The organism is Embleya sp. NPDC005575, assembly GCF_040605455.1.
GTDB lineage: Bacteria > Actinomycetota > Actinomycetes > Streptomycetales > Streptomycetaceae > Embleya.
This window is the reverse complement of sequence record NZ_JBEXCV010000219.1, coordinates 1-11,237: the sequence shown is the minus strand read 5'-3', so window position 1 is coordinate 11,237 and position 11,237 is coordinate 1. Positions and strand designations below refer to the sequence as shown.

Genomic DNA, 11,237 nt, shown 5'->3' with positions numbered 1-11,237 from the left:
CGCGCCCACCGCCCCCCCCGGCCCCCCGCGGGCCCCCCGGGGGCCGCCCGCCCCCCCCACGGCGCAGCCGTCCCCGCGCGCAGCGCGGTTTCGAACGCTAGGCGCCGATTGCGTGCAGGCCGCCGTCGACGTGGATGACCTCGCCGGTGGTCTTGGGGAACCAGTCGGACAGCAGTGCGCACACGCCCCGGGCGGCCGGGTCCGAGTCGCGCAGGTCCCAGCCGAGCGGCGCCTTCTCGTTCCAGACACCCTCGAACTTCTCGAAGCCGGGGATGCTGTTCGCGGCCATCGTCTTGACCGGGCCCGAGGAGATCAGGTTGACCCGGATGTTCTTCTCGCCCAGGTACTTGGCCAGGTAGCGCGAGGTCGACTCGAGTGCGGCCTTGGCGACGCCCATCCAGTCGTAGCCCGGCCACGCCACCTGCGCGTCGAAGTCGAGGCCGACGACCGAGCCGCCGCGCCCCTCGTTGGCCTCCATCAGCGGCAGGCACGCCATCGTCAGCGACTTCAGCGAGTACGCCGAGACCTCCACGGCGGTGGCCACGTCGGCCCACTCGGTGTTCAGGAAGTTGCCGCCGAGCGCGTCCTTGGGACCGAACGCGATCGAGTGCACGACCCCGTCGAGCGCGGGCACGTGCGCGCGCACGTTGTCCGCGAGCGCCGCGAGGTGTTCGGGGTTCGTCACGTCGAGTTCGATCACCGGGGCCGGCTTCGGCAGCCGGTTCGCGATCCGGTTGACCAGCGAGAGCCGGCCGAATCCGGTCAGTACGACCTCGGCGCCCTCCTCCTGGGCCCGCTTCGCGACGTGGAAGCCGAGTGAGGCGTCGGTGATGACGCCGGTGACGAGAATGCGCTTGCCCGCAAGCAGGTCGCCCATGAGTTCAGTGCCCCATTCCAAGTCCGCCGTCCACAGGGATGACGGCTCCGGTGATGTACGACGCGGCGTCCGAGGTGAGGAACTTGACCACACCGGCGACCTCGTCCACGTCGGCGTAGCGCGCGAGCGGGATCTCCTTGAGGATCTGCGCCTTGCGCTCCTCGCCGAGTACCTCCGTCATCGCGGTGTCGACGAAGCCGGGCGCCACCACGTTCGTGGTGATGTTGCGCGATCCCAGTTCCCGCGCGATCGAGCGGGCGAAACCGACCAGGCCGGCCTTGGAGGCCGCGTAGTTGGCCTGCCCCGCCGAACCGAGCAGCCCCACCACCGACGAGATCAGCACGATGCGACCCTTGCGGGCCCGCAACATGCCCTTGCTCGCCCGCTTGACCACCCGGAACGTGCCGGTGAGGTTGGTGTCGACGACGCTGGTGAAGTCCTCTTCGCTCATCCGCAGCAGCAACGTGTCACGGGTGATGCCCGCGTTGGCGATCAGCACCTCGACCGGGCCGTGTGCGGCCTCGATCTCCTTGAACGCCTGCTCGACCTGCTCGCCGTCGGTGATGTCGCAGCGCACCCCGAGCAGGCCCTCCGGGGGCTCGCCGGAGCGATACGTGATCGCGACCTTGTCGCCGTCGGCGGCGAAGGCCCGGGCGATGGCCAGGCCGATGCCCCGGTTTCCTCCCGTGACCAGTACGGACCGGCTCAACGGATCACTCCTTCGTCGTCTGTCGTCCTCGGACGTCCTCGGCCGCGCCGGCGCGCGGGCCGTCGGCTTACGTCACGATGACGCTATCGGGCTACCCCGGGGTAATGGGAATCCGGTCCGGGACAGCGTCCGCCGATCGATCGTTGTGGGAACCCGACAAGAGCGCACGGTAACCGGAACGACAGGCTCCACCGGCCGAATCCGGCCGGCCTGCGCCCGGCAGGTTTCGTTCCGCTTGTCCGGGCGCAAGACCCGTCCGACGCACGAGCGGCCGGCCGGAAAATACAGGAATGCCGGCGACATCGTGTCTGGTTGACTGAACGACGCGAGCCGACAGGCCGAACGTATGGAGGAATGGGTGCCCAACGAGATCGATCCGACGTTCCTCGCCTATCCCCTTCGGGAGCTGGCCGCCGCGGCCCTGTCCCGAGCCGGGGAACTGGGCGCCGAACACGCGGACTTCCGCTTCGAGCGGGTACGAGACGCGTCCTTCCGGCTGCGCGACGGGCGGACCGACTCGTCCGTGGACACCACCGACGTGGGCTTCGCGGTCCGCGTCGTGCACGAGGGAGCGTGGGGCTTCGCGGCGGGCGTCGACCTGACCCCGGAGGCCGCGGCGTACGTCGCGGAGCAGGCCGTGGCGGTCGCCCGGGTCTCCCGTTCGGTGAGCGAGGCCGCCGGCGCGGGCGAGACGGTCGCGCTCGCGGAGGAGCCGGTGCACGCCGACGAGACGTGGATATCGGCGTACAAGATCAACCCGTTCGACGTACCCGAGGCGGAGCGGATCGCGCTGCTCGCGCGCTGGAGTCGGGAACTGCTCGCCGCCGACGGCGTGGACCACGTGGACGCCACGTGCATGGTGGTGCAGGAGAACAAGTTCTACGCCGACTCGGCCGGCACCGCCACCACGCAGCAGCGGGTTCGTATACATCCCCAGCTGACCGTGATCGCGGTCGACCGCGATTCGGGCGCGTACGAGACGATGCGCACCATCGCACCGCCGGTCGGCCGCGGCTGGGAGTACGTCAAGGGCGTGGGCTGGGACTGGGACGAGGAGGTCGCGTCCCTGCCGGGCCTGCTCGCCGAGCGGGTGAAGGCGCCCAGCGTCGAGGCGGGCGAGTACGACCTGGTGATCGACCCGAGCAATCTGTGGCTGACCATCCACGAGTCGATCGGGCACGCCACCGAGCTGGACCGCGCGCTGGGCTACGAGGCCGCCTACGCGGGCACCTCGTTCGCCACGTTCGACAAGCTGAACAAGCTGCAATACGGCTCGCCGGTCATGCACGTCACCGGCGACCGCACCGTGCAGCACGGCCTGGCCACGATCGGCTTCGACGACGAGGGCGTCGCGACGCAGAGCTGGGACCTGGTCACCGACGGCATCCTGACCGGCTACCAGCTGGACCGGCGGATGGCGCTGATGCAGGGCTTGGGCCGGTCCAACGGGTGCGCCTTCGCCGACTCCCCCGGCCACGTCCCGGTGCAGCGGATGGCCAACGTCTCGCTCCGGCCGGGCGAGGACAACCTGTCCACCGCCGAGCTGATCGGCCGGGTGCACCGGGGTCTGTACATCGTCGGCGACAAGTCGTGGTCGATCGACATGCAGCGGTACAACTTCCAGTTCACCGGTCAGCGCGCCTATCTGATCGAGGACGGCCGGATAGTCGGGCAGGTCAAGGACTTCGCCTACCAGGCGACCACGACCGACTTCTGGGGCTCGATGGAGGCCGTCGGCGGCCCGGGCACCTACGTCCTCGGCGGCGCCTTCAACTGCGGCAAGGCGCAGCCCGGGCAGGTCGCGGCGGTCAGCCACGGCTGCCCGTCGGCGCTGTTTCGCGGCGTGAAGGTCCTCAACACGGTTCAGGAGGCGGGTCGATGAGCAGCGGGCAGATCGTGGTGACGCGGCCGGACGAGACCGTCGAGCGCGCGTTGGCGCTGTCCAGGGCGGACGGCTGTGTGGTGATCGCCGAGGAGACCTCGGCGGCCAACCTGCGCTGGGCGGGCAACGCGCTGACCACCAACGGAGAGACCCGCGGCCGTCGGGTCACCGTGGTGGCCACCGTCGCGGGCAGCGAGGGCACCGCGTCCGGGATCGTCTCGCGCAGTGGTGTGACGGTGGATCGGCTGGAGGACCTGGTCCGGGCCGCGGAGGCGGCGGCACGGGACGCCGGTCCGGCCGAGGACGCGCGACCGCTGCTCGGCGCCGGCGGCGGCCCGGACGGCGGCTTCACAAAAGCGCCGGCGCAGACCTCGATCGGCGTGTTCGCGGACTTCGCGCCCGAGCTGGGCGCCGCGTTCGGGCGGGCCCGGGAGAGCGACCGGCTGCTGTACGGGTTCGCGTCGCATCAGTTGACCTCGACCTATGTGGGCACCTCGGCCGGGCTGCGACTGCGGCACGACCAGCCCACCGGTCATGTCGAGTTGAACGCGAAGTCGGGCGACCTGACCCGCTCGGCGTGGGCCGGCGCGCCCACGCGCGACTTCCGCGACGTGGACCTGGGCGCGATCGACTCGGACCTGGCACAGCGGTTGTCCTGGGCGAGCCGCACGATCGATCTGCCGGCGGGCCGTTACGAGACGCTGCTGCCGCCCTCGGCGGTCGCGGACCTGATGGTCTACATGTACTGGCAGGGCAGCGCCCGGGACGCGCACGAGGGCCGCACGGTCTTCAGCAAGCCCGGTGGCGGCACCCGGATCGGCGACCGGCTCAGCGAACTGCCGCTGACGCTGTACAGCGACCCGGGCCATGCGGGACTGGAGAGCGCGCCGTTCACCATCGCGCACGCCTCCGGCGACGCGTCGTCGGTGTTCGACAACGGCCTCGCGCTGACCCGGACGAACTGGGTCACCGACGGTGTGCTCACGTCGCTGCTGACCAACCGGCACACCGCGGAGCTGACCGGGCTGCCGGTCGCGCCGGAGATCGACAACCTGATCCTGGACGGGCCGGCCGACGGCCCGAGCCTGGCGGACATGGTCGCCTCGACCGAGCGCGGGCTGCTGTTGACCTGCCTGTGGTACATCCGCGAGGTGGATCCGCAGACGCTGCTGTTGACCGGGCTCACCCGGGACGGGGTGTATCTGGTCGAGGGCGGCGAGGTGGTCGGCGCGGTGAACAACTACCGCTTCAACGAGTCGCCGGTGGACGTGCTCGGGCGGGCGGTCGAGGTGGGGCGCACGGAGCGGACGTATCCGCGGGAGTGGGGCGACTGGTTCACCCGTGCGGCGATGCCGCCTTTGCGGGTTCGCGATTTCAACATGTCCTCGCCGAGTCAGGCGCAGTGAGCCTGCGGCCCGCTCGGCGGCATCGGCCGGGCGGCCTGCGGCCGGTTGTCCTCGAACGCCGGACGGGCTGAATTCGACTCGGTCCACGGTTTGGGTCGCGCTACGCCGGGTGGGCTCGGTCGAGCTCACCCGGCGTAGCGCTTCGCAACGGAAAATCGCTGTCCCCGAAAGGGGCTCCGTGCTTTCGTTGGGGGTCATCATGAACATCGTCAAAATTTCGAAGTATCTGTCCCGACACCTGCGGCATCAGCCGGAGCGGCTCGGGATCACCCTGGACGAGGCCGGCTGGGTCGACGTGGACGTGCTGCTCGCGGCGTGCAATGCCCGCGGGATGGCACTGACCCGGGCACAGTTGGAACGGGTCGTCGAGGAGAACGACAAGCGACGGTTCGCCTTCTCCGCGGACGGCACCCGGATCCGGGCCAGCCAGGGGCACACCGTCGCGGTGGACCTGGGTCTGGTCGAGGCCGTGCCCCCCGCCGTGCTCTACCACGGCACCAATCCCAAGAGCGTGCCGGCGATCCTGGTCGAGGGCCTGCGGCCGATGGACCGGCACGACGTACATCTGTCCACCGACACCGAGACGGCCCGCCGGGTGGGCGCGCGGCGCGGCCGGCCGGTGCTGTTCGTGGTGCGGGCCGAGCACATGGTCGCGGCCGGGCATGTGTTCCGCCGCTCGGACAACGGCGTGTGGCTGGTCCCGGCGGTACCGCCGGGGTTTCTGGAGCGGCTCGACTGACCCCGTTCCGCTGTCCCCCGCTCGGGTCAGTTCGCGACAAAAGGTCCCGCCCCCGTCTCGGTACGGCCGCCTGCGGGCGTACCGTGAAAGGCGGGGACGAGTGAGTGGGCACATGGTCGGAGACGGTGGAGTCGTGAAGAACGCCAAGGGCTCGGTGTACCAGATCAGTGGTGCGCGCAAGGGGCTGACCGAGGACGTGGCCGGGCGCCAACGCCGGTACGTGATCTCGATGTCCATCCGTACCGTGTGCTTCATCGCGGCGGTGTTCACCCCGTCGCCGTGGCGGTGGATTCTGGTCGCGGGCGCGCTCTTCCTGCCCTATATCGCGGTGGTGCTGGCCAACGCCGGTCGCGAGCCCACGTCGAACGCGCCGGTGCAGGCCCAGTTCGTCCCGCCGCTCCCGCCCAAGGCGCTGGAGCCGCCGCCGGGGGCGGTGCTCACCAGCGCCGAAAGGGAGACCGTGCACACCCATTCGGAAGACTCCTGGACGATGCCCGCCGGATCGCCGTCGACCGCCGGCCCGGAGCCCACCGACCTTTCCTCGCACACGAATTCGGATACGCACGGTAACCTCGGGAGTGCCGACCGGGGCCGCACGGGCGACCCGACGGGCACCCCTTCGCAGCCCGTCAAAAATTAGCGGGAAGCGCTACGCGGGTTGGTGCTTCAACCGCATGCAGGACGTGCCATACTTCGAAACGTGCTCCGTATCCCCCGTCGGAGCGACCGACGCGATGCCGGGCGGCTCCCCCCGTGGCTGCCCGGCATCGCCCGTGTCCGGGTCGTTTGACTGTCAGGCAAGTCGACACGCACACGGTTTCCGCACCAGCTCGTTGCTTACTGAGCGCAGCGCTCCGGTTGGTGCCTGACGCAGGGTCAGCTGCCCGTTCGACGCACCGCATCCGGGCGGCCGACCTCGTCTGCGACACTGGTGGGCATGTTCCCCACCCCCACCGACCCCGACCGTGCGATCTGTTCGGCGAAGAGCTGTCGGGCCGACGCCGTGTGGGTCCTGGCGTGGAACAACCCCAAGCTGCACACCCCGGAACGGCGCAAGACGTGGCTCGCGTGCGACGAGCACCGTGAACATCTGTCCCAGTTCCTGGCGATTCGCGGTTTCCTCAAGGACACCGTCGCGTTCGCCGATTGGCACGACCCTCGGCCACCGGCCGGCCCGGCCGGCGAGGTCTCCTGAGCGATCCGCGCACGGTCGCCCGGCCGCCGGATCGAACTCCCTTGCCGACTCGGCGGGTTGAGCGAGTTCAGCCGCCGATGGCCGACATCGGCCGGTCCGGCTGGAGGAACTCCGGGTCGTCGATGCCCGCACCGGCCTTCTTCGTCCACATCGCGGCCCGCCAGCGGTCGGCGATCTCCTCGTCGTCCGCACCGCCGCGCAGGGCGGCCCGCAGGTCGGACTCCTCGCGGGCGAAGAGGCAGTTGCGGATCTGCCCGTCGGCGGTCAACCGGGTCCGGTCGCACGCGCCGCAGAACGGGCGGGTCACCGACCCGATCACGCCCACCGTGCCCGGGCCGCCGTCCACGAGCCAGCGCTCCGCCGGATTGCTGCCCCGCGCGTCCTCCGAGTCCAGCCGGAACGCGCCACGCAGCGCGGCCAGGATCTCGCCGGCGGTGATCATCTCGGCGCGCTTCCAGCCGTGCTGCGCGTCCAGCGGCATCTGCTCGATGAAACGCAGTTCGTAGCCGCGTTCGAGGCACCACGCGAGCAGCGCCGCGGCCTCGTCGTCGTTGACCCCGCGCATCAGCACGGTGTTGACCTTGACCGGCCCCAGGCCCGCGTCCACCGCCGCGGCGAGCCCCGCGAGCACGTCCGCGTGTCGGTCGCGCCGGGTCATCGCCTTGAACCGGACGGGGTCCAGGGTGTCCAGCGAGACGTTGACCCGGTCCAGGCCGACCGCCTTCAACGTCGTCGCCAGCCGGGCCAGACCGATCCCGTTCGTGGTGACGGAGAGCGTGGGCCGCGGCTCCAGGGCCGCGGCGGCCCGGATGATCTCCACCAGCTCGCGGCGCAGCAGCGGCTCGCCGCCGGTGAAGCGGACCTCGCGCACGCCCAGCACGGTCACCGCGATCCGGACCAGGCGGGAGATCTCCTCGCCGGTCAGCAACTCGGGCTTGGACAGCCAGTCCAGCCCCTCCTCGGGCATGCAGTACGTGCACCGCAGGTTGCAACGGTCGGTCAGTGAGACCCGCAGGTCGGTCGCCAGCCGGCCGAAACCGTCGACGAGTCCTCCGGTGCGGTGGTGCGTGCTCACCTTCGACCCCCTTCTCCTGGTTCGGCCCATCTCCGGCCTTCCGGCAAGTTCCCAGGCTACGCGGGTTGCTCGGATCGGCAGGGTCACCAGGTTACGAGCGGGGCTCCCGATCGGTTGCAGTGGCGTATCCCACACGGGCATCGACAACCGTGAGTCGAATACCGGACGTGATCCACGAGAGGATCCAGGCTCACTACGAGGAGGCTTCACCGGTGAGACACGCAGCGGGCAGCGATCCACAGCCCGACGAAGGGGGCACACCCGACGGAGCGCATTTCCTGGACACCTCGTGGCAACAGCACACCATGGGCACGGCCGGCGCATCCGGCACACCGCGCACGCCTGGCACACCCGGCGCGTTCGACGCGGCGACCACACCGGTCCCGGCCGACTGGTACCAGCGCGAGCAGCCGGCCGCCTCCCCCGCGGAGGCCCCGGCCGAGCCGGCTCGGCCCGCACCCGGGGACGGCCCGGAGCCACCGCGACGCAGCCGACGCGCGCTGGTCGTGTGGAGTCTCGCGGGCGCGTTGGTGCTCGGCGGAGCCGGCGTCGGGGCGGTGCTGTTCCTCGGGAGTGGCGACGACAAGAAGGACGGGGCGAGTTCCTCGGTGGGCGCGGAGTTGCCCCCCGCACCCACGGCCGCGCCGACCACGGCCTCGGTCCCCACGACCGCATCCACCACCAAGGCGCAGGCATCGACCCGGCCGCCGTCCTCGAGCAAGCCGCCGAGCTCGTCCGCGACCGCGAAGCCGCCGGCCAACGACGTGGACGCGCCCAAGGACCCCAAGGCGCTCAAGCCGGCCGCCTACGCCGCGTGGAAGAAGATCGATGCCGCGATGGCTGCGGAGGGCATCACCCTCAACCTGAACTCCGGCAAACGCGGCTGGGTGCACCAGCAGCAACTGCTCGACAACAAGATCGCCGAGGTCGGCTCCCGTGAGGAGGCCCTGCGCTGGGTGCTGCCGCCGGAGAAGTCGATGCACGTGCAGGGCATAGCGGTGGACATCTACCCGGCCAACGCTCAGGCCTGGCTCCAGGCCAAGGGCAGCAAGTACGGCTGGTGCCGGATGTACGACAACGAGGAATGGCACTTCGAGTACAACGCCTCCTACACCTCCGGCTGCCCCAAGCGCCTCCCCAGCGCCACGGAATGACCCAGCGGGCCGCGCGCTCGGGCGCGGGGCCATGGGAGTGACCTCGCGACACCCGACCCCGGTCCGATCGTTGTACGCCGTGTCCGCCGACGAGTCTCGGCGGGCGCGGCGTCGGGGCGTGGGATCTCGGGGCCGTCGTAGCGGAGAGGCTCTCCCGTGCGAGGTTCGGCCCTGATCGCCCCCAATCCCGATCCCCATCACCGCCGCCCGTTCGGCATGGTGCAACTGCCCTACCCGGTGGCCGAGGCGCGTCCCGCGCCCGTCGGTCTCCCGCCCACCCCGCCGGCGAACCTCGCTCGGCCGCGGCTCTGGTACCGGGCCGACTGGCGCTGAAGCGCTCCGGAGCGGCCCGTCACGGCTTGTACGGCAGCGAGGGCACGTCGTAGCAGTTCGTGGTCATGTCCGGTACCTGGCCGACCCAGCCGCCCGGCGCGGCGTCCTGCCAACGGGCCACGTCGAAGCAGGTCCGGGTGGGCGCGGCGACTTGGTCGACCGGTTCGGCCTTGAAGTCGACCGGGATCAGCAGTCCGTGTGCGTCGTAGCCTTCGGGGCGGTTGACGAAGCCTTCGACGCACGCCCGGGTGACGTTCGCGCCGCACGAGGCGATCGCGTCGGTGAGCCACATCGCCGAGGCCCAGCCCTCCAGTTCCCACTGGGAGAGCTTGTCCTCGCGCTCGGGGTAGTACTTCTTCATCGCGGCCCGGAACTCGGCTACCGCGGGCTGCGCGGTGTCCGTGTAGCCGCGGCTGTTGCTCGTCGCGTAGATGCTGTTGCGGCAGGTCGGGGAGGCCTTGAAGTCCTCGCCGACGCGCGCGTTCCAGTTCTGCACGTTGGTCACCTTCGCGGTCACCCGCAGTCCGGCGCCGTCCATCGCCTTGCACAGTTCGACGTTGCCGCGCGTGTCCACCGCGTCGAAGACGATGTCGACGCCCTTGCTGCGCATGTCCACCACCGCGGCGGCGAAGTTCGGCAGCGCGAAGTCGACCTGCTTGTCCAGCACGGTGTAGCCCTCGGCGCGCAGGCCGTCGGCGACGGTCTGCGCGTAGCGCGCGGAGTCGGCCTGGTTGTACGACACCACGGCGGCGGTGCGCGCGCCGAGTTTGTCCTTGAAGTAGCGGTAGACCTCGGTGCTCGCGTACAGCTCGCCGTTCCAGCCGACCTTGCCCTCGCGCGGAGCCCGCGAGCCGTAGATCGAGTACAGGTGCGGGTAGGTCTCGTACGCGGTCCCGATCGGCTGGCCGCCGACGTCCGGGACGCCCTTGTCGCTGACGTAGCCGGCGGCGTTGTAGCTGTAGATGCTGTTGCCCGCGAAGGCGAACACCTTGTCGTCCTCGACGAGTTTGCGGGCACAGCGCTGGTTGGCCACGCCGTATCCGTTGTCGTCGCAAGCGACCACCTCGACCTTGCGCCCGTTCACGCCGCCGCGGTCGTCGAGCGCCTTGAACCACGCCTGTGCGCCGTACATCGGCCCGGAGAAGGTCTCGTTGCCCAGGATGCCTTGGACGGTGTCGATCATCCCGACGGTGATCCGGGTGGGGGTGACGCCCACGTCGGACGCGGTGTTGGCGTTCGGCGCGGGTGCGCCGGTGCCCACCACGGCCGGCTCGCGGTCGTGGAAGTCGCGTTCCGGCAACCGCGAACCGCACCCGGTCACTACGCACAGCAGCAGGGCCACCGAGGCGCACGGTACGCCCCGTCGGTGGAAACGACGACGCATGCGTGCTCCTCGGTGGCCCGGGTGTGGCGGATGTAGGCCGGTTCGGGTGTGCGATCAGGCCTTGGGGCAACCCTCGACCACGGTACCCGGCTTGAGAGCGGAGACCAGGGAGCAGACCGTGGCCAGGCTGACCTTCCAGGTGCCGTCCTGCTTGACGGCCTGACCGGTCTGGCCCGGCAGCGCCGGGGTGCCGGCGAGCAGGATGTCGAACGACACGGCGGCCTTGTCACCGTTGATCTTGACCGCGGTGGTCTTGGACGTGACCTGCTTGGCCACCTGGTCGTTCGCGAGCGTCTCGACGAGCGTGCCCACCTGCGCCGCGTTCTCCAGGACCGCCTTGCGGTCCGCGAGCGGCGTGGCGTTGTCGAACAGCTTGTCCCAGTTGTCGGCGACCTTCTTCTCCTCGCCGGTCAGCGTGGTGCCACCGGCGGCCGGCGGAGCGCTGGAGGAGCCGCCGGGTCCACGCCGGCCGCGCCCGGCGGC

11 protein-coding genes and 1 pseudogene are annotated in these 11,237 nt (G+C 70.6%); 7 read left to right on the top strand and 5 right to left on the bottom strand.

All coding sequences use genetic code 11. From position 1 onward, the window contains the following. Positions 1 to 97 precede the first annotated feature (97 nt). Both fabI and fabG read right to left on the bottom strand, forming a co-directional pair. Complete coding sequence (gene fabI / locus ABZS54_RS39410) at positions 98 to 877, bottom strand: enoyl-ACP reductase FabI (protein ID WP_355547139.1); 780 nt, start codon at positions 875 to 877, stop codon at positions 98 to 100. 4 nt (positions 878 to 881) lie between these two features. After that, on the bottom strand, positions 882 to 1,586 hold the full coding sequence (fabG, locus tag ABZS54_RS39405; RefSeq protein ID WP_020556165.1) for a 3-oxoacyl-[acyl-carrier-protein] reductase: 705 nt from the start codon (positions 1,584 to 1,586) through the stop codon (positions 882 to 884). 358 nt (positions 1,587 to 1,944) lie between these two features. On the opposite strand from fabG, the gene ABZS54_RS39400 reads away from it, so the two are divergent. The 5 genes from ABZS54_RS39400 (at position 1,945) to ABZS54_RS39380 (ending at position 6,808) form a co-directional block, all read left to right on the top strand. Further along, complete coding sequence (locus tag ABZS54_RS39400; RefSeq protein WP_355547134.1) at positions 1,945 to 3,468, top strand: TldD/PmbA family protein; 1,524 nt, start codon at positions 1,945 to 1,947, stop codon at positions 3,466 to 3,468. After that, positions 3,465 to 4,874 (top strand): metallopeptidase TldD-related protein, encoded by a 1,410-nt coding sequence (locus tag ABZS54_RS39395; protein WP_355547132.1) that lies wholly within the window; start codon positions 3,465 to 3,467, stop codon positions 4,872 to 4,874. The genes ABZS54_RS39400 and ABZS54_RS39395 overlap by 4 nt, the downstream gene beginning before the upstream one ends. Positions 4,875 to 5,073: 199 nt before the next feature. Continuing rightward, positions 5,074 to 5,613: an RNA 2'-phosphotransferase gene (locus ABZS54_RS39390; RefSeq protein ID WP_355547137.1), complete on the top strand. Its 540-nt coding sequence runs from the start codon at positions 5,074 to 5,076 to the stop codon at positions 5,611 to 5,613. A 133-nt stretch (positions 5,614 to 5,746) separates the two neighbouring features. Next, positions 5,747 to 6,253 (top strand): DUF3099 domain-containing protein, encoded by a 507-nt coding sequence (locus ABZS54_RS39385; RefSeq protein WP_355547130.1) that lies wholly within the window; start codon positions 5,747 to 5,749, stop codon positions 6,251 to 6,253. Between the two features lie 297 nt (positions 6,254 to 6,550). Then, positions 6,551 to 6,808 (top strand): hypothetical protein, encoded by a 258-nt coding sequence (locus tag ABZS54_RS39380; RefSeq protein ID WP_355547128.1) that lies wholly within the window; start codon positions 6,551 to 6,553, stop codon positions 6,806 to 6,808. A 67-nt stretch (positions 6,809 to 6,875) separates the two neighbouring features. On the opposite strand, the gene moaA is transcribed toward ABZS54_RS39380, so the two are convergent. Further along, positions 6,876 to 7,913, bottom strand: coding sequence for a GTP 3',8-cyclase MoaA (gene moaA, locus ABZS54_RS39375; protein WP_355547126.1), 1,038 nt, complete (start codon positions 7,911 to 7,913; stop codon positions 6,876 to 6,878). 182 nt (positions 7,914 to 8,095) lie between these two features. Here moaA and ABZS54_RS39370 point away from each other — a divergent pair, with 182 nt between their 5' ends. Both ABZS54_RS39370 and ABZS54_RS39365 read left to right on the top strand, forming a co-directional pair. Beyond that, positions 8,096 to 9,037: a D-alanyl-D-alanine carboxypeptidase family protein gene (locus ABZS54_RS39370; protein ID WP_355547124.1), complete on the top strand. Its 942-nt coding sequence runs from the start codon at positions 8,096 to 8,098 to the stop codon at positions 9,035 to 9,037. A 156-nt stretch (positions 9,038 to 9,193) separates the two neighbouring features. Then, positions 9,194 to 9,370: a hypothetical protein gene (locus ABZS54_RS39365; protein ID WP_355547122.1), complete on the top strand. Its 177-nt coding sequence runs from the start codon at positions 9,194 to 9,196 to the stop codon at positions 9,368 to 9,370. Positions 9,371 to 9,389: 19 nt separating this feature from the next. Here ABZS54_RS39365 and ABZS54_RS39360 read toward each other — a convergent pair whose 3' ends face one another. Then, positions 9,390 to 10,754 (bottom strand): ABC transporter substrate-binding protein, encoded by a 1,365-nt coding sequence (locus ABZS54_RS39360; protein ID WP_355547120.1) that lies wholly within the window; start codon positions 10,752 to 10,754, stop codon positions 9,390 to 9,392. A gap of 54 nt (positions 10,755 to 10,808) precedes the next feature. Next, positions 10,809 to 11,237: pseudogene (locus ABZS54_RS39355) on the bottom strand (hypothetical protein); the annotation flags it as partial.

Excerpts from the sequence above, each read along its gene's own strand:
- fabI (WP_355547139.1), bottom strand. The coding sequence starts at position 877 with ATGGGCGACCTGCTTGCGGGCAAGCGCATTCTCGTCACCGGCGTCATC.
- moaA (WP_355547126.1), bottom strand. The coding sequence starts at position 7,913 with ATGGGCCGAACCAGGAGAAGGGGGTCGAAGGTGAGCACGCACCACCGC.
- ABZS54_RS39360 (WP_355547120.1), bottom strand. The coding sequence starts at position 10,754 with ATGCGTCGTCGTTTCCACCGACGGGGCGTACCGTGCGCCTCGGTGGCC.
- ABZS54_RS39380 (WP_355547128.1), top strand. The coding sequence starts at position 6,551 with ATGTTCCCCACCCCCACCGACCCCGACCGTGCGATCTGTTCGGCGAAG.
- ABZS54_RS39395 (WP_355547132.1), top strand. The coding sequence starts at position 3,465 with ATGAGCAGCGGGCAGATCGTGGTGACGCGGCCGGACGAGACCGTCGAG.
- ABZS54_RS39390 (WP_355547137.1), top strand. The coding sequence starts at position 5,074 with ATGAACATCGTCAAAATTTCGAAGTATCTGTCCCGACACCTGCGGCAT.